The 18,142-nt window shown below is 62.1% G+C and carries 16 protein-coding genes; 12 read left to right on the top strand and 4 right to left on the bottom strand.

From position 1 onward, the window contains the following. Nucleotides 1-94 precede the first annotated feature (94 nt). The 10 genes from ACK4FZ_RS15455 to ACK4FZ_RS15410 all read left to right on the top strand — a co-directional run bounded on the left by ACK4FZ_RS15455 (nt 95) and on the right by ACK4FZ_RS15410 (nt 11,126). Nucleotides 95-622, top strand: a complete 528-nt coding sequence (locus tag ACK4FZ_RS15455; protein ID WP_409822342.1) for an REP-associated tyrosine transposase — start codon at nt 95-97, stop codon at nt 620-622. Nucleotides 623-1,092: 470 nt separating this feature from the next. Next, complete coding sequence (locus tag ACK4FZ_RS15450) at nt 1,093-2,256, top strand: DegT/DnrJ/EryC1/StrS family aminotransferase (protein WP_409822340.1); 1,164 nt, start codon at nt 1,093-1,095, stop codon at nt 2,254-2,256. Further along, nucleotides 2,256-2,918, top strand: coding sequence for a sugar transferase (locus ACK4FZ_RS15445; RefSeq protein ID WP_409822338.1), 663 nt, complete (start codon nt 2,256-2,258; stop codon nt 2,916-2,918). Before ACK4FZ_RS15450 ends, ACK4FZ_RS15445 begins: the two co-directional genes overlap by 1 nt. A gap of 199 nt (nt 2,919-3,117) precedes the next feature. Beyond that, nucleotides 3,118-5,001: a polysaccharide biosynthesis protein gene (locus ACK4FZ_RS15440; protein WP_409822336.1), complete on the top strand. Its 1,884-nt coding sequence runs from the start codon at nt 3,118-3,120 to the stop codon at nt 4,999-5,001. 338 nt (nt 5,002-5,339) lie between these two features. Then, nucleotides 5,340-5,672: a PadR family transcriptional regulator gene (locus ACK4FZ_RS15435; RefSeq protein WP_144373997.1), complete on the top strand. Its 333-nt coding sequence runs from the start codon at nt 5,340-5,342 to the stop codon at nt 5,670-5,672. Next, on the top strand, nt 5,669-6,508 hold the full coding sequence (locus tag ACK4FZ_RS15430) for a DUF1700 domain-containing protein (protein WP_409822334.1): 840 nt from the start codon (nt 5,669-5,671) through the stop codon (nt 6,506-6,508). Before ACK4FZ_RS15435 ends, ACK4FZ_RS15430 begins: the two co-directional genes overlap by 4 nt. Nucleotides 6,509-6,539: 31 nt before the next feature. After that, nucleotides 6,540-7,448 carry a LysR substrate-binding domain-containing protein gene (locus ACK4FZ_RS15425; protein ID WP_409822332.1) on the top strand — a complete coding sequence of 303 codons (909 nt, stop codon included), beginning with the start codon at nt 6,540-6,542 and terminating at the stop codon, nt 7,446-7,448. 307 nt (nt 7,449-7,755) lie between these two features. Then, complete coding sequence (aspA, locus tag ACK4FZ_RS15420; RefSeq protein WP_409822330.1) at nt 7,756-9,159, top strand: aspartate ammonia-lyase; 1,404 nt, start codon at nt 7,756-7,758, stop codon at nt 9,157-9,159. 366 nt (nt 9,160-9,525) lie between these two features. Then, nucleotides 9,526-10,842 (top strand): dicarboxylate/amino acid:cation symporter, encoded by a 1,317-nt coding sequence (locus ACK4FZ_RS15415; protein WP_409822328.1) that lies wholly within the window; start codon nt 9,526-9,528, stop codon nt 10,840-10,842. A 38-nt stretch (nt 10,843-10,880) separates the two neighbouring features. Continuing rightward, nucleotides 10,881-11,126, top strand: a complete 246-nt coding sequence (locus ACK4FZ_RS15410) for a DUF2164 domain-containing protein (RefSeq protein WP_144373992.1) — start codon at nt 10,881-10,883, stop codon at nt 11,124-11,126. A gap of 134 nt (nt 11,127-11,260) precedes the next feature. Here the strand turns inward: ACK4FZ_RS15410 and ACK4FZ_RS15405 are convergent, their stop codons facing one another. The 3 genes from ACK4FZ_RS15405 to ubiD form a co-directional block, all read right to left on the bottom strand. After that, nucleotides 11,261-11,617 carry a YggL family protein gene (locus tag ACK4FZ_RS15405; protein WP_144373991.1) on the bottom strand — a complete coding sequence of 119 codons (357 nt, stop codon included), beginning with the start codon at nt 11,615-11,617 and terminating at the stop codon, nt 11,261-11,263. A gap of 79 nt (nt 11,618-11,696) precedes the next feature. After that, a complete protein-coding gene (locus tag ACK4FZ_RS15400) occupies nt 11,697-13,742 on the bottom strand; it encodes an Ig-like domain-containing protein (RefSeq protein WP_409822326.1) in 2,046 nt (681 codons plus the stop codon). Between the two features lie 130 nt (nt 13,743-13,872). Then, on the bottom strand, nt 13,873-15,348 hold the full coding sequence (gene ubiD, locus ACK4FZ_RS15395; RefSeq protein WP_409822324.1) for a 4-hydroxy-3-polyprenylbenzoate decarboxylase: 1,476 nt from the start codon (nt 15,346-15,348) through the stop codon (nt 13,873-13,875). A gap of 148 nt (nt 15,349-15,496) precedes the next feature. On the opposite strand from ubiD, the gene ACK4FZ_RS15390 reads away from it, so the two are divergent. Further along, on the top strand, nt 15,497-16,084 hold the full coding sequence (locus ACK4FZ_RS15390) for an OmpW/AlkL family protein (RefSeq protein ID WP_409822322.1): 588 nt from the start codon (nt 15,497-15,499) through the stop codon (nt 16,082-16,084). A gap of 107 nt (nt 16,085-16,191) precedes the next feature. Next, complete coding sequence (locus tag ACK4FZ_RS15385; protein WP_409822320.1) at nt 16,192-17,292, top strand: VanZ family protein; 1,101 nt, start codon at nt 16,192-16,194, stop codon at nt 17,290-17,292. Here the strand turns inward: ACK4FZ_RS15385 and ACK4FZ_RS15380 are convergent. Then, nucleotides 17,248-17,994, bottom strand: coding sequence for a pyrimidine 5'-nucleotidase (locus tag ACK4FZ_RS15380; protein WP_409822318.1), 747 nt, complete (start codon nt 17,992-17,994; stop codon nt 17,248-17,250). The two genes, ACK4FZ_RS15385 and ACK4FZ_RS15380, sit on opposite strands and share 45 nt — an antisense overlap. Between the last annotated feature and the right edge of the window lie 148 nt (nt 17,995-18,142).

Below are 18,142 nucleotides of genomic sequence, written 5' to 3'. Positions count from 1 at the left end.
TGTTGCCTTAGCCCACCCTACGATTGGCAGTGCCACGTTGTATGTAGGGTGGGCAAAGCGCAGCGTGCCCACCGTGATGGCAGGGGTGAAGCTCATGGCTGATTACCGCAGGTTCAGGCAAGCAGGTGGGTATTACTTTTTCACGCTGACGTTGGCGGATAGAGGCTCTTGTTTGCTGGTAGATGAGATCAGCCGTTTGCGGCAGGCGTACCGGACGGTCGCTATACGGTGGCCTTTCGAGACGCTGGCCATTTGTGTCTTGCCAGACCATTTGCACGCTGTGTGGCGTTTGCCGGAAGGGGATAGCGACTTTTCTACACGATGGGCGCAGATCAAGGCGCTGTTTAGTAGAGGGTTGGCCGCACGAGAACGCAGCGATAGCAAGGTGCGTCACCGAGAGAAAGGTATTTGGCAAAGGCGTTTTTGGGAGCATTGCATACGCGATGCTGACGATTTGCAACGCCATATCGACTACGTGCACATCAATCCGGTCAAACATGGGCTGGTAGCGCGGGTGATGGAGTGGCCCTATTCCAGCTTTCACCGCTATGTGCAGCATGGGGAATTACCCGCTGACTGGGCGACTAGTGGTTTGCTACTGCCACAGGATTTTGGGGAGTAGGGGTGGTGGGCACGGCCTGCGGTCTTAGCCCACCCTACGGTTAGGTGTAGCGTCGCGGTTGTAGGGTGGGCTAAGCGCAGCGTGCCCACCGTGCTGTGTGGATGGGCGTGGTGGTTTTTCGGGTGTGGTGGGCACGGCCTGTGGCCTTAGCCCACCCTACGGTGGGTGCAGCTTCGCGGTTGTAGGGTGGGCAACGCGCAGCGTGCCCACCGTGCTGTGCGGATGGGCGTGGTGGTTTTTCGGGTGTGGTGGGCACGGCCTGCGGCCTTAGCCCACCCTACTGTTAGGTGCAGCGTCGCGGTTGTAGGGTGGGCAAAGCGTAGCGTGCCCACCGAGCCAGGTAAAGCCGGGAGCCGGAGGGTGAATACGCACCATCGCCCCATATCGATTACATACCGTCACCCGCTACGGGGGGCGGTGCAGGATAATGGCGGGTCGGGCTGACCTGCCGCATGAATACGGAAAAGAACATGGCTGAACAGAAGTTTTTACCCTTCGCCCTGCCGGATATCGGCGAGGACGAGATTAATGAAGTGGTCGACGCGCTGCGTTCCGGCTGGGTGACCACCGGCCCGAAAACGCGCCAGTTCGAGGCGGATTTTGCTGCCTACATCGGCGGTGGTGTGGAAGCCATCGCGGTGAATTCCGCCACCGCCGGCCTGCACCTGGCGCTGGAAGCGGTGGGGGTGAAAGAGGGCGACGAGGTGATCGTGCCCAGCTACACCTTTACCGCCACCGCCGAGGTGGTGCGCTACCTCGGCGCGCACCCGGTGTGCGTGGACGTGGACGCTGCCACTTTCAATATCCGCCCGGACGCCATCCGCGCCGCCATTACCGATAAAACCCGCGCCATCATTCCGGTGCACTTTGCCGGCCTGGCCTGCGATATGGACGCCATCATCGCCATCGCGCGCGAGCACGGGCTGAAGGTGGTGGAAGACGCCGCCCACGCCATGCCCACCTACTACAAGGGCACGCTGGTGGGGGCGCTGGATTCCGATGTGACGGTGTTCAGCTTTTACGCCAACAAGACCATGACCACCGGCGAAGGCGGCATGGTGGTATCGCGCCACGCCGACATCATCGCGCGCTGCAAGGTGATGCGCCTGCACGGCATCAGCCGCGACGCTTTCGACCGCTATACGTCCAAGACCCCGGCCTGGTACTACGAAGTGGTGGCCCCGGGCTACAAGTACAATATGCCGGACACCGCCGCGGCGATGGGCATCCACCAGCTGAAGAAGATCGACGCCTTCCTGCAAAAGCGCGAGGCGATGGCGGCCCGTTACGACGCCGAGCTGGCCGGCCTGCCGCTGACCCTGCCCGCGCACCCGGCCGACGCCGGCAGCAACCACGCTTGGCACCTGTACCCGGTGCGCCTGCAGCCACAGGCCGGCATCAGCCGCGATGATTTCATCGTGAAAATGGCTGAACTGGGCATTGGCTGCTCGGTGCATTTCATTCCGCTGCACCGCCAGCCGGTATGGCGCGATAGCTACGGCCTGACGCGCGAGCAGTTCCCGGTGGCCGACGCGGCGTTTGAAGCCGAAGTGACGCTGCCGCTGTACACCCGCATGAGCGACGACGACCAGACCCGCGTCATCGCCGCCGTGCGCCAGCTGCTGGGGCACTGATGCGCGATCAGGATAAACATGGCGTGGACACGTTGCGGCCAATCTTGGCCGCACGCCCCGGCTCGGCGCTGGCCAAGCGCCTGTTCGACCTGGTGGCGGTGCTGGCCGGCCTGTGGCTGATCTGGCCGCTGCTGCTGGCCATCGCGCTGTGGGTGAAGCTGGATTCGCCCGGCCCGGTGTTCTTCCGCCAGGTGCGGGTAGGGCGTGGTGGCCAGCTGTTCCGCATCCACAAGTTCCGCACCATGAAGATTGGCGCCGAAGCCGCCGGCCAGCTGACGGTGGGCGCCGACCAGCGCGTAACGCGCGCCGGCCACCTGCTGCGCAAGACCAAGCTGGACGAGCTGCCGCAGCTGCTGGATGTGTTGTACGGCGACATGAGCCTGGTGGGCCCGCGCCCCGAGGTGCCCAAATACGTGGCGCACTACCCGGATAGCGTGAAGGACATCGTGCTGTCGGTACGCCCTGGCATTACCGACTGGGCGTCGATCCGCATGATCGACGAGAACGAGATCCTGGGCAAAGCCGCCGACCCGGAACGCGCCTATATCGAGCAGGTGCTGCCGGAAAAGCTGGGCTACTACGTGCGCTACGCGCAAAGCCACAGCCTGGCCGGCGACGTGCAGATCATTGTGGCCACCTTGCTGAAGATCGTGACCCGCTGAGTCTTGTTTGCCACATAGCGATAGAAGGACACAGGGAGATATCTGGCCATGGCTTCTACGCAAGGGCACGAGATAACCCGGCGTGGATGCTGCGCCTGGGTTAGCCGTTTCCCCGCCGGGCTTGGGCGGGGGCTGTGGCAGAGGGGGTTGGTGTCGTTTCGTGGGTTTCGTGGCCAAGAAAGTCTTTAGAGACCATTACATGCTGGAAAAACTGCTTTCCTTCTCGCGCCATCACAAGATGGCGCTGCTGATGCTGCTGGACGCGCTGCTGTTGCCGCTGGCGATGTGGAGCGCGGTGCTGCTGCGCCTGGGCGGCAACTGGGACCCGAAGCTGGACCCGTACTGGTGGATTTTTGCCGTGCCGCCGCTGTGGGTGCTGCCCATCTTCATCAAGCTGGGCCTGTACCGTGCGGTGCTGAAGTTTCTGGACGACCGCATCGTCTACACCGTGTTCGTCGGCGTATCGCTGTCGGTACTGGTGCTGATGGCGGTGCTCCTGATGGCCGGCATCGGCGCCTTTCCGCGCACCGCCATCATCATCTTCTGGGTGTTCGCCATGGCCTATATCGGCGGCAGCCGCTTTCTGCTGCGTGGCCTGGTACGGCGTATCGATGCGCTGGATGCACCACGCCGCCCGGTGCTGATCTACGGCGCCGGCCGCGCCGGCCTGCAGCTGATGGCCGGCTTGCTGGAAGGGCGCGAGTACCGCCCGATGGCGTTTGTGGACGATAACCCGCAGCTGTGGCGCCGCACCTTCCGCGGCCTGGCGGTGCACGGCCCGCACGAGCTGCCGCAACTGCTGCAGGACACCGAGGCCGAGCTGATCCTGCTGGCCATCCCGTCGGCCAGCCGTGGCCGCCACCGCGAGATCCTGGAAAAGCTGGAACCGCTGCACGTGCCGATCAAGCGGCTGCCGGGCATGGCCGACTTGGTATCGGGCGAGGTGCGCGTCACCGAGCTGCGCGAGGTGGGCATCGACGACCTATTGGGCCGCGACCCGGTACCGCCGCAGCCCGAGCTGCTGGCGGCCAACATTGCCGGCAAGGTGGTGATGGTCACCGGCGCGGGTGGCTCCATCGGTTCCGAGCTGTGCCGCCAGATCGTGCGCCAGAAGCCGGCGCGCATCGTGCTGTTCGAGGCCAGCGAGTACGCGCTGTACGCCATCGACCAGGAGCTGGCCAAGCTGGCGCCGGCGGTGCCGCGGGTACCGTTCCTGGGCAGCGTCACCGACTACCCGCGCCTGCTGGCGGTGCTGCAGGGCATGCGCGTGGACACCGTCTACCACGCTGCCGCCTACAAGCACGTGCCGATGGTGGAGCACAACCCGGTGGCCGGCATCGTCAACAATGCCTTTGGCACCGACACCTGCGCCCGCGCCGCCGAAGACGCTGGCGTGCCGACTTTCGTGCTGATCTCTACCGATAAAGCCGTGCGGCCCACCAACGTGATGGGCGCCACCAAACGGCTGGCGGAGCTGGCGCTGCAGGCGCGCCACGCGGCCGGTAGCCGCACCCGCTTCGTGATGGTGCGTTTCGGCAATGTGCTGGGCAGTTCCGGCTCGGTGGTGCCGCTGTTCAAGCAGCAGATCGCCAGCGGCGGCCCGGTAACGCTGACGCATCCGGAGATTACCCGCTACTTCATGACCATTCCGGAGGCGGCGCAGCTGGTGATCCAGGCCGGCGCGATGGGGCAGGGTGGCGACGTGTTCGTGCTGGACATGGGCGAGCCGGTGCGCATCATCGACCTGGCACGGCGCATGATTCACTTGTCCGGCTTGCAGGTGCGCGACGAGCGCAACCCGCAGGGCGACGTGGAGATCCGCTGCACCGGCCTGCGCCCGGGCGAAAAGCTGTACGAGGAACTGCTGATCGGCGACAAGGTGCTGCCCACCGAGCACCCGCGCATCATGCGGGCGCAGGAATACCACCTGGCGCCGGCCGAGCTGGCGCAGCACCTGGCGGCCTTGCGTGCGGCATGTGACGCGCTGGACGCGGCGCAGGCGTTTACGCTGCTGCAGGGCGTGGTGCACGAGTTCAAGGCGGCCGACGCCACCGCCGACTGGCTGGAGCAGGCGCGGCGCTAGCCGATATCGGCAAGGTCGTGCCGTCGCAACGTACAAGGCCCGCCGGCATTGCCGGCGGGCCTTGTGCTTACCAGGTTGGCCGCATCGCCTGCGGGCTTGCTACTACTGTGGTTTAGCAGCTTGTGTAGCAAGGCTGGCAGCGCGGCAACAAGCCGTGCAGGCGCTGAGAAATTACTGATGCATTAACAGCTACCTTGCAATGCATAGTAGTGTACTGCTAGGATGCAGGTATCAAGTGAGGTGGCGGTGGCAGTAGGTTCCTTGTATTGCAAGGTAGCGGCGCCGGCGCGTGGGTGCCGGGCGTTGACCGCGCGATAAGCCGTGAGGCAGGAGAAACGATGAAAACGCAATTGCGTAAAGGCACGCTGGAGATGTGCGTGCTGGCGGTACTGGCCCGCCACGACAGCTATGTCTACGAGATCGTCAGCACACTGGCGCAAAGCATGGACATCAGCGAAGGCACCATCTATCCGCTGATGCGGCGGCTGCAAGCCGACGACTGGGTCAGCACCTATCTGGTGGAGTCGGCCAGCGGGCCGGCGCGCAAGTACTACCGGCTGACGCCGGCCGGTGGCGAGGCGCTGGCCGCCATGCGCCGGGAATGGGGCAGTTTCGTTGCCGAGATCAACGCCGTACTGGGCCACAACGGCCCTGAAGGAGACACACCATGAACCGCGAACAGTACCTGCAATGGCTGGCCGCCGCGCTGGGCAAGCTCGGCCCGGCCGAACGCGACGAGATTCTGGCCGACTACCGCGCCTATTTTGACGACGCGGCCGCCGATGGCCGCAGCGAGGCCGAGGTGTGCGCGGCGCTGGGCGAGCCGGAGCGGCTGGCGCGCGAGCTGACTGCCGAACGCAAACTGGCCGACTGGGAGGCCGACAAAAGCCCGGCCAACATGAAGCAGGCGCTGGGCGCGCTGGCTGGCCTGGGCGTGCTGAACGTGCTGCTGGCCTTCCCTTACCTGTTGTTGCTGACCTGGCTGGGCAGCCTGTGGCTGGGCGCGGTCGGCCTGCTGCTTGCCGGCGTGGTCATTACCGGCAGCTGGGCCAGCCACAGCGTGTTCGGCTGGCCGTCGCTGGACCATATCGTGGTGAACGACAGCGGCGTCGGCCCGTGGCTGATTGCCGCCGGCACGCGTGACGGCCAGCCGCCAAGAATCCGCATCGAAAGCGGGCATGGCGAAACGGTGCGCATCGAGCCGGACCCGGCCAGCGGCAAGCTGGTGATCGAAGCGCGCGACGGCGACGAGCATTTCCGCCTGGAGCGCGACGCCAGCGGCAATGTGGCGCAGCTGCAGATTCGCGATGGTGCCGATAGCGTCGAGCTGAGCGGCCTGCCCAAAGCCAGGTCTGGCAGCGTGCTGGTGTTCGGGCTGGTGCTGACCGTGCTGGGGTTGATCGGCAGCGTACTGGGCTGGAAAGTGTTGCGCTGGGTGTGGCACGGCACCGGCCGCTGGCTGCGCTGGCAGCAGCGTCTGGTGGCGGGCGACACGGCAGTACGGTAGGCTGCGGCCAACCTTTGATACGGGAGCAGGCATGGAAACCCGCTGGCTGGAAGACTTTCTGGTATTGGCCGAAACCGGCAGCTTCACGCGCTCGGCCGAGCTGCGCCACCTGACGCAGCCGGCGTTTTCCCGCCGCATCAAGGCGCTGGAAAACTGGTTGGGCGCCGACCTGATCGACCGCACTACCTGGCCGACACGGCTGACGCCAGCCGGCGAGCTGCTACAGGAAAAGGCCCGCCTGCTGGTGGGCGAGCTGTCCAGCACCCGCAGCCTGCTGCGCGGTTTGCAGCAGGCCGACGCCGCCACGCTGACGCTGGCCGTGCCGCATACGCTGTCGTTCGGCTTCGTGCCGCGCTGGCTGGCCAGCGAACAGGCCACGCTGGGCGAGGTGGCCTGGCGCCTGCTGGCGCATAACGTGCACGACGCGGTGATCGCGCTGACCGAAGGCAACGCCGATCTGCTGCTGTGTTACCACCACCCGCGCCACCCGGTAGAGCTGCCGGACAGCCGCTACCACGGGCTGCGCCTGGGCAGCGAAACGCTACAGCCGTTTAGCCGCGCCGAGCACGGCCAGCCCTTGTGGCAGCTGCCCGGCAGCCACGGCGCGCCGCTGCCGTTTTTGGCCTACGGCCCCAATGCCTACTTTCGCCGCATGGTGGAGCTGATCATCGAACGCGCGCCACAACCCTGCCTGCTGCAGCAGCGTTTCGAAACCGATATGGCCGAAGGCCTGAAGGCGATGGTGCTGGAAGGCCACGGTGTGGCGTTCTTGCCGCAGAGTGCGGTGCAGCGCGAGCTGGCGGCCGGGCAGCTGGCCGCCGCTGGTGGCGAGGCGTGGTCGCTGCCGATGGAAATCCGCGTTTACCGCGACGCGCGGCGCGAGCTGCCGCAGCTGGATACGCTGTGGCAGGGGTTGGCCACACGTTACCCGGCGGTGTAGGGGCTGGCGGAAGGCAGCAATACGCTGCGTGCGCGATGGGTCGGCGCCTTGGGTAAGCCGGTAGCAGTCAGCTGCCCGTCGGCCGGCCAGCGCTGGCACACCACACACCACGAGCGGCGCAGCTGCCGTTGCACGTGTGTAATCTGCGCGACTTTCAGGCAAGAAGGCCGCGTGTTGGCCGCAAAAGGCGGCCATTTGCCAGATCATGCAAATCTTGCATGATCCTATCGCCATTCGGAATTGGCCGCCGCCACAGAGCTGCCGCTACAGTGCACGCACTCCACACAAAAGCACAAAGACAACACCTATGACCACCCGCCTGGAACACGATCTGCTGGGGGACCGCGAGGTCCCGGCACACGCCTACTGGGGCGTGCACACTCTGCGTGCCATCGAAAACTTCCCGATCACCGGTCAGACCATCGCCAGCTACGGCGACCTGATCCGTGCGCTGGCGGTAATCAAGCAGGCCGCCGCGCTGGCTAACCACCAGCTGGGCCTGCTGGCCGATCACCACAAGGAAGCCATCGTGCTGGCCTGCGAGGAAATCCGCGCCGGCAAGCTGCACGACCAGTTTGTGGTAGACGTGATCCAGGGCGGTGCGGGCACCTCCACCAACATGAACGCCAACGAGGTCATCGCGAACCGCGCGCTGGAACTGTTGGGCCACGGCAAGGGCGAATACCAGCACCTGCACCCCAACGAGCACGTCAACATGGGCCAGAGCACCAACGACGTGTACCCCACCGCGCTGCGCCTGGCCACCTTCTGGGGCGTACAGCGCCTGCTGGCGGCCATGGCCCGCCTGCGCGACGCCTTCGACGACAAGGCCGACGAATTTGCCGACGTGCTGAAGATGGGCCGCACCCAGCTGCAGGACGCGGTACCGATGACGCTGGGCCAGGAATTCCGCACCTACGCCGTGATGCTGGGTGAAGACGAACAACGCCTGTACGAAGCCAGCGCCCTGATGCTGGAAATCAACCTGGGCGCCACTGCCATCGGCACCGGCATTACCGCGCACCCGGACTATACCCCGCTGGTGTGCGAGAAGCTGTCGGCGCTGACTGGCCTGGCGCTGGAAACCGCGCCCAACCTGATCGAAGCTACCCAGGACTGCGGCGCCTTCGTGCAGCTGTCCGGCGTGCTGAAGCGGGTGGCGGTGAAACTGTCCAAGAGCTGCAACGACTTGCGCCTGTTGTCTTCCGGCCCGCGAGCTGGCCTGGGCGAGATCAACCTGCCGGCGCGCCAGGCGGGTTCGTCCATCATGCCGGGCAAGGTGAACCCGGTGATTCCGGAAGTGGTGACCCAGGTGGCCTACGAGGTGATCGGTAACGACATGACCGTCACCATGGCGGCCGAAGCCGGCCAGCTGCAGCTGAACGCCTTCGAGCCGGTGATTGCCTACAGCCTGTTCCGCAGCGTTAGCCACCTGGCCGCCGCCTGCGACACACTGCGTGATAACTGCGTGGTCGGCATTACGGCCAACCGCGACTATCTGCTGGACACCGTGCACCGCTCGGTGGGCCTGGTAACCGCACTGAACCCCTACATCGGCTACGCCGCCGCCACCGAAGTGGCGACCGAAGCCCACCAGAGCGGCGGCAGCGTGTACGACATCGTACTGCGCCGTGGCTTGCTGACCCGCGAGCAGCTGGACACCGTGCTGCAGCCGGCAGCCCTGACCAGCCCGCGCTGGATTACGCTGTAACGATTCCCTCTCTCTTGAATGTGATGTGAAGTTTGGCCGCCCTACCGCAAGGTATGGCGGCATTTTTTTATCTGGCCACTTGCACCTTGCACCGGGCGGGCTAGCCCATGTTGCTGGCAGAGATACTGGCTTGCTTTGGCATGATTTTTATTGCCAGTAAATGCCAATGACAGCACACATACCTCGCCAAGTGCGGGATTTGCCTGATTACAGCGCGGCCGCTTTCTGCTTTAATGCCAGCCCCGACCGCGCCCTGCTGCCGGTACGAGGTAAAACAAGCGCCGCGCGGCGCTGAGGTACTGCCCGGCCATGACCGGCGCGGACACTACAAAGGATTAATTTCACAAAGCAATACAGGGAAATACCGTGAAACTTAATCGATTGACCAAGATGATCCTGGCCGCCATGGTGCTGGGTATCCTGGCCGGCTACGGCTGGCGTGAAATGGCTGGCAGCGATGAGGCCATCAAGTCGTTTGCCGACCAGCTGTCCATTCTGACCGACATCTTCCTGCGCCTGATCAAGATGATCATTGCGCCGCTGGTGTTCTCCACCCTGGTGGTGGGTATTGCTCGTATGGGCGACTCGGCCACTGTTGGCCGCATCGGCGCCAAGGCCATGGCCTGGTTCCTTACTGCCTCGCTGGTATCGCTGGTGCTGGGCTTGGTGATGGTGAACCTGCTGCAGCCGGGCGTGGGGCTGGGCCTGCCGCTGCCGGAAGTGACCGCCAGCTCGGGTATCGAGAAGGGCGCGCTGACGCTGAAAGACTTCATCAGCCACCTGATCCCGAAGAGCGTGTTTGACGCGCTGGCCAAGAACGAGATCCTGGCCATCGTGGTGTTCTCACTGTTCTTCGGTACCGCCGCGTCTGCCATCGGCGACAAGGCCAAAGGCCTGATCGACGCCATCGACGCCGTGGCGCACATCATGTTGAAAGTGACCGGCTACGTGATGAACTTCGCCCCTTTCGCCGTGTTTGCCGCTATCGCCGGCATGGTGGCCAAAGAAGGCTTGGGCATCCTGACTACCTACGGCAGCTTCATGGCGCAGTTCTACCTGTCGCTGGGCCTGCTGTGGCTGGCGCTGCTGGCCATGGGCTCGCTGTTCCTGAAGCGTCGCGTGTTCGAGCTGCTGCGTGCCATCCGTGAACCGGCGCTGCTGGCGTTCTCTACTGCCAGCTCGGAAGCCGCTTACCCAAAAACCCTGGACCGCCTGAAACGCTTTGGTTGCAGCGACCGCATCGGTAGCTTCGTACTGCCGATGGGCTACTCGTTCAACCTGGACGGTTCGATGATGTACTGCACCTTTGCCACCATCTTCATCGCCCAGGCCTACGGTATCGACCTGAGCTTGTCGCAGGAAATCACCATGCTGCTGATCCTGATGGTGACTTCCAAAGGCATGGCCGGCGTGCCGCGTGCCTCGCTGGTGGTGATTGCCGCCACGCTGGCGCAGTTCAACATTCCGGAAGCCGGCCTGCTGCTGCTGCTGGGCGTGGACCACTTCCTGGACATGGGCCGTTCTGCCACCAACGTGCTGGGTAACGCTATTGCCGCCAGCGTGGTGGCCAAGAGCGAAAACCAGCTGGGCGCCGCCCAGCCGGAGCTGGACGAAGACGACGATATCGACCCGCAGCCGCGCCGCGACCCGGAACTGGAACCGGCATTTGCCAAACAAGGCTGATGCGCTGACACTGTCGGCTGGATAACGATGGATGCATCATGAAAAGCGATGAACGCTATCTGACCCAGCCGCAGCTGGCAGAACTGGCCGCCCAGATACAGCAACACCTGGCGGCCGAACACGAGGTGGAACTGGGTGGTTTTGACGCCCAGGCGCTGGTATTGCTGGTGGCCGACCGCATTGGCCCCGCCATCTACAACAAGGCGCTGGCCGACGCCCGTAGCGCGCTGGATGCGCGCATGGAATCGTTGCAGTCAGCGTTGTGGGAGCTGGAACGGGGCTAAGCCCGCACCGTGATGAACGACCAGGTTGGCCGCACCCTTAACCGGGGTGCGGCCAACTTTTTTTATGGGCCTGACGTACCCCAGGCGCAAAAAAGCCCGCCTGACGGGCGGGCTGTCTGCGTGGCAAGCGTGGCTTACCAGGCGCTATGCCATACGTCCAGCAGGTCGCTGGCTTCCACGCTGGCCACGTCGGCACGGGCTTGCAGCCAAGCCACCAGCGCAGCTTTCACTTCTTCGGTCACTTTTACGCCGTTTACCGGAAACACCACGCCATCCAGCTGACCGTCGCTGAAGTGGCCGCCAAAGCTGACGCTGTGGCTGTCTACCGCTTCCAGCCAGCCGTTCAGCAGCGCATCGTTAGCAGCGTCGTCCTGTTCTTTCAGGGTGGCCACCACGGTAAAGCCCAGCTCCTGGAATTCACCGACGCGCAGTTTCTTGCGTTGGCGCGGCGACAGGCGTTTCAGGCGGTTGGGGGAGTTCGGGTTGGTCATGACTTGGTCCAGTATGGGTAAACAAGCAGCGATTATAGCCGCCCAGCCCGACAAAATCGAACCGGACGGCTGGCCGCGATCAGCGTGCTACGCGGAAGGACGTGACCATGCCTTTGGGCGTGCGGATGGTAATGAACACGGTACCGCCGACCGGGCATAGTGCATTGCCGTCAGCAATGCCAACCAGGAAACGGTAGGCACTGGGTCGGTTTTGCGAGGCGACAGTGACGCTGCTGCTACCGATAACGCTTAACGCGCTGTCGGTACTGATGGACACGGTAGTGCCGGCAGGCATCACGTTGCCATTTACATCCATCGGTGTCACAACGACTTCAGCGGTGCGGTTGCTGGGTGAGCACAGCGAGGCCCCGGTGATGGTTGTGTTGTCAGCGGTACTGCCCGACCAGATGATCTCGCGCGCTACGCCAATGTTCAGTGATTTGGGCACGCTGGATGCCACGCTGCTGCTGCGGAGCACGCCGTTGTAGTTGCCGTCCTTGTCGTTCCACTGGCTGTCACGGTTGTAATCGACAAACTCTTCATTGTTTTGCTTGGCGCTGGATTTGAAGTCGCGGCCGTCTACCGGCAAGTAGATCTCGGGCAGGTCAATGAACGGTTCGCCACTGTCCCATACCCCGTTACCGTTGCTGTCGGTAAAGCTTTCCTCACCATCGGTAAACGCGAGGACGGTCTGACGGCCGGGGCCGGTCAGGGCATCGCGATCGCCACTGCTAGTCAGGGTGACGCTGCAACGGCCATTGCTGGTGGTGCAACTGGGTGTTACCTGGCCAATACCGGCCTCGGTGCGGAAGCTGATCGGGGTACCATCCGGCGTCGGGTTGCCAAAACGATCAGAGGCATAGACGCTCAGCGTAATGCTTTCGCCATCGTGGCTCAGGAACTCGGGGTTGGCCGCGGTGGCCGACAGCGAGAAGCCGCTATGGTGCGGAATGCCGGTGGAAATGGTGAGATCGCCGGACTGCGTCTGGATGGTGGTATTGCCCGAGCTGACACTGGCCGTAACGCGCACCACACTGCTGACATTCCCTGCGTACACGGTGACGCTGGCCTGGCCGTTATTGTCGGTGGTGCCGCTCAGGGTGCTAACGGCAGTCTGACTGTTGTAGGGCTGCAAGCTTGTTCCACCGGCAGTGCTATTGAGCTGGAAGTTGACCTGCGTGTTGGTAACCGGGTTGCCAAACCTGTCTTTCAGCCTGAACAGCAGGGTGGAACTGACGTTGCCGCCCAGCGACTGTAGTTTGATGTTCTTGGGCGTTGCGCTGACAAACTCCAGCGAGGTGGGTGTTTCTGCCACCGTGGTAATGGTCAGATCCGGGTTGGTGTTACTGCTCTTGCTGACGGAACCCAGTCTGGCCGTGGCCGTGATCTTGTCCACGCCGGAGCAGCCTTTGTCGGTATAGGTGACGCTGGCACGGCTTTGCTTCACACCGTTGACCAGTACTGTCTGGCTCTTGACGGTGGCACTGCTCGCGTTATCCAGTAGTGCTTTGTTGGTACTGGCGCAGTTGGAGGTAAAGGTCACATCTAGCGGTACGTCCAGCGCACTACCGGCATTGTCGGTAATGATCACGCTGGCGGCGACGGTGCCGCCGCTTGTGATGCCGGGCACGCCCAGTTGTACGGTACTGAGATTGAACTGTACCGGTGCAACACTGAAATTGAAGGCGTTACTGCTGATGCTGCTGCTGCCGTTGACCATGCTGGCGGACAGGGTGCCGGCACCCGCCTGGCTGGAAGCGGTAAAGCGGGTAGTGGCAAGGCCGCGGCTATCGGTCAGTACCTTGCTCGCTTCCAGTATGCCGAGTGCGCTATCGGTATTCGTGATTTCAATGATGCGGTTGGCAATCGGGTTGCCGCTGGCGTCTAGCGCACGCAACGTGACGGTGGCTTCTTCGCTGATCTTCAGGTTATTGGTGCTGAGCCCGGACTGATTGGTAATGCTTAGTAGCAGGCTGGGGCTGCTAACGCTACCGTTGCTGCCGCTGTTTGCTGTCTGGCCTGCGCTGCCGCCACCGCCACCCCCGCCGCATCCAGCCAGTGCCAGCGCGGTGCAGAGCAGGGTTAATGTAAACGCACGGCTTAGCGTAGTGTTGTGGCGTATCAAAGTGAGCCTCGCTTCTGTCGCATAGTTCAGATAACAAAGCGGGACAGAATAAAGCTGTCGCTGTCCCGCTTTTAAAGCAATGGCATCATTTTATTTGCATATCACTACATTGCGCTACAACTTCTATAATTCATAATCCAAGTTCATGCCATATGCTATCGATATGGCGCGATACTTCGCTGCTCATTGTGATAGGTACACCCCACTCGCGGCTGGTTTCCCCCGGCAGCTTGTTGGTGGCGTCCAGCCCCATCTTGCCGCCCAGGCCGGAAACCGGGCTGGCAAAGTCCAGGTAGTCGATCGGGGTGTTTTCGATCAGCGTGGTATCGCGTACCGGGTCCATACGGGTGGTGATGGCCCAGATCACTTCTTTCCAGTCGCGCGTGTTCACGTCGTCGTCCACCACCACGATGAACTTGGTGTACATGAACTGGCGCAGGAAGCTCCAGCAGCCCATCATCACGCGCTTGGCGTGGCCAGGGTACTGTTTCTTGATGCTGATCACCGCCATGCGGTAGCTGCAGCCTTCCGGGGGCAGATAGAAATCCACGATTTCCGGAAACTGCTTCTGCAGAATGGGCACGAATACTTCGTTCAGTGCCACACCCAGGATGGCCGGCTCGTCCGGCGGCTTGCCGGTGTACGTGCTGTGGTACACCGGGTTCTCGCGCATGGTGATGCGGTCGATGGTGAACACGGGGAAGCTGTCCTGCTCGTTGTAGTAGCCGGTATGGTCGCCGTAAGGGCCTTCCATCGCCATGTCATTGGGGTGGATGTGGCCTTCCAGCACGATTTCGGCGCTGGCCGGTACTTGCAGGTCGGAGCCGATGCACTTCACCAGCTCGGTACGGCTACCGCGCAGCAGGCCGGCAAACTGGTATTCGGACAGCGTATCCGGCACTGGTGTCACCGCACCCAGGATGGTGGCAGGGTCGCAGCCCAGTACCACGGCCACCGGGTAGGGCTTGTCGGGGTTGGCCGCACGGAACTCGCGGTAGTCCAGCGCGCCGCCACGGTGCGCCAGCCAGCGCATGATGACGCGGTTGCGGCCGATAACCTGCTGGCGGTAGATGCCCAGGTTTTGCCGCTTCTTGTGTGGGCCGCGGGTCACGGTGAGGCCCCAGGTAATCAGCGGCGCCACGTCGCCCGGCCAGCAGTGCTGGATCGGCAGCCGCGACAGGTCGACTTCATCGCCTTCCCACACGATTTCCTGGCAGGGAGCCTTGCGCACTTCTTTCGGCGCCATCGACAGTACCTGCTTCAGCAGCGGCAGCTTGTCCCAGGCGTCGCGCAGGCCTTTGGGCGGCTCCGGCTCTTTCAGGTAAGCCAGTGTCTGGCCTATTTCGCGCAGCGCCAGTACATCATTGGCGCCCATACCCATGGCCACACGTTTGGGGGTACCAAACAGGTTGGCCAGCACCGGGATGTCGTAGCGCTGACTCCCGGTTTGTGGCTGGGTAAACAGCAGGGCAGGGCCGCCGGCTTTCAGCACACGGTCGCCGATTTCGGTCATTTCCAGATGGGTAGAGACCGGCACGGCGATGCGTTTGAGCTCGCCTTGGGCCTCGAGTTGGGACATGAAGTCCCTCAAGTCGTGGTATTTCATGATTTTTTCATGATCTAGCGCAAAAACGATGGTGCGGCGCAAGGTTAATCTAGGTTCCGACGTCGCAAGCTACTGTCCGCAGTGAGTCAAGTCAATAAGCGGACAAGCGAGCGAACTACTTTTGCTAGCTACCCGCTTGGAGATAAACATGAAAAAGCTTGCTATCGCCGCTCTGGCCACCGTGCTGACTTCCAGTGCTTTTGCTGCCCAGGGTGACATCCTGGCCCGTTTCCGCGTGACCAACGTTAACCCGCAGACTTCCGTATCCTCGGGTCTGGAGGGTGTGGATGTTGAAGACGACACCATTCCTGAAGTCGATTTCACCTATATGCTGACCAACAATGTCGGTGTCGAGCTGATTCTGGGCACTTCCAAGCACTCAGTGATGGCTGGCTCCACCGAGCTGGCTACTGTCAAAGTATTGCCGCCGACGCTGACTGCCCAGTACCACTTCAATCCGGAAGGCCAGTTCCGTCCGTACGTGGGTGCTGGTGTCAACTACACCCGTTTCTACGGCTTTAAAGACAAGGCGGGTGCTAATCTGAGCGTGAAAAAGAACAGCTTTGGCCCGGCCATGCAGGTGGGTATCGACATGCCGCTGACCAAAGATATCTTCCTGAACCTGGATATGAAGAAAATCTGGATCAAGACCAAGGTAAAAGCCAGTGGTACCGAGCTGGGCACCCTGGACATCAACCCGCTGGTAACCAGCGTGGGTATCGGTACCAAGTTCTGATCCCAGTCTGAACACTGCGCAAAAGGGCACTCCGGTGCCCTTTTTCTTGCCTGTCATCAGGGGGCTGGGTATGCTGTCCCCGTTTGTTTATCCGGGTTGTCCACCACATGATCGCGCATACTGGACGCGCCGCGCACAGCCATGTTGCCCTCTATGCGGCCTTCGTCAATGCCGTGGTGATCTTCTTTCTCAGTCTCTATCCCTTCACCGGCTGGAGCTACTCCGGTCGCCCGCTGTTCGAGTTTCTTAGCTATCCGCTACCGTACTACACCCGCTTTTTCGATAATGCGGCCAACGTCATCATTTATATTCCGTACGGCTTCAGCTTGGCGCTCCTATTCATGCCGCGCTGGCTTTCGACCCTGCTTGCCCTTGCTGTCTGCCTGCTAACCAGCATTGCGGTAGAATTTTTGCAAGAGTTCCTCCCCATGCGCGTGGCATCCAATCTGGATGTGTTGTGCAATCTCATCGGTGGTTGTCTCGGGGCCATGTTGGCGGTGTCGCCTATCTTCCGACGCCGCTGGCAACATTTGATGCAATGGCGGCGGCGTTACTTTGTTGATGGCAGTGCTGCCGACTATGGTTTGCTGTTGATGGGCCTGTGGCTGTTGACCCAGCTCAATCCTGCCATGCCCTTATTCGGTGTGGTGGCTTATCCGCAGGGCTTGCCGCAGCCCTACGTTTCGCCGCTCGATAACCCTCGGCTCTTCCTGTTTCTAGTTGAGGCTGGTGGTGCCATGGCGAACATGTTGGCCACTTGCCTGTTTATGACCAGCTGGCTAAAGGTGCGTGCTGACCGCTTTCGCAGCATCCTGCTGCTGCTGTTGACAGTCTGGTTGTGCAAGATGTTGGCCGCAGGCGTACTGTTAAAACCCTTTGCCCTGTTTCAGTGGATCAATCCGCACCTTATTACCGGGCTCGCAGCTGGTTTCTTGCTGCTGTGGTGGGTTGCAGGGCTGTCCCGAATACTGCAAACCATAGTCGCCATACTTGCCTTGCTGGCGGCACAATTCGCTGCGACATTGTGGCCGCTGAGCGAGGTGCAGTCCGATTTCTTGTCGCTGTTTCGCTGGCCCTATGGCCACCTACTCAATATGAGTGCCTTGTTGGATTTCCTGTCCGACCTGTGGCCTGTGGCAGCCTTGGCCTGCTTGCTGCTATCGCTATGGCAACAGCTCAAGCCGGCGCAGACTACCCAGATCCACTAGTCGCCAGTCCACCCAGGCGGGCTTTCGCAGTTGCCGGCTCAGCCACACCGTGCGCATCCCCAAACGCTTGGCTGTTCGCAGGTTTTGCACCGAATCCTCCACCATGATGCAGTCGCCGGCAGCTAACCCGGCCTGTCGTAGCACACTGCGGTACGCCGCGAGCCTCGGTTTGGGCGTCAGGCCGAAGCTATCCATGCCGAAGCTGCGTTCGATCTGATGCGCGATACCCAAGTGGCGCACAATCGCCTCCACATAATGTTGCGGGCCGTTGGAAAACACCCATTTGCGCCCGGGTAGCTGTCTTAGCAGGCCGGGTAGGGTGTTCGACGTGTCAATCAGTGGTAGCAGCGTCGCCATCGGATGGGTATGTCGCAGAAAGTGCGCCGGCTGAATGTGGTGATGTCGGCTCAGCCCTTCCAGCGTCGCACCATAGCGTTCCCAATAGTGCGTCCGCATCCAGTCCGCTTCGGCACGGCTTACGCCGACATGGTGGCTGATATAGCGCGTCATGCATTCATTGATCATCGGAAACACCGCGGCACCAGCGTGATGCAGGGTGTCGTCGAGGTCAAATAACCAGTTAACAGGGGTATGAGGCACGGCAAATCGCCCGGTTTCATGAACAGGCTGCCAGTGTAAAACACGGCTAGTACTGTGCGAACCGGAAAATTTTCCGTTTTGACGGTGTTTGAAATCAGCCACTTAAGCAATTACTTGCACTTTTTTGCCGGCGAGGTGTTGACGGCCCAGAGCGTGGTGGGTATAGTTCGCCTCCTCAGCTGACGACGCAAACGAAACGAAGTCAGCACCGCTCTTTAAACAAACCAAATAACCGATAGGTGTAAGTGTC

The sequence above is a fragment of the Vogesella sp. genome (genome assembly GCF_046297735.1).
GTDB lineage: Bacteria > Pseudomonadota > Gammaproteobacteria > Burkholderiales > Chromobacteriaceae > Vogesella > Vogesella urethralis.
This window is presented reverse-complemented; position numbering and strand designations above follow the sequence as displayed.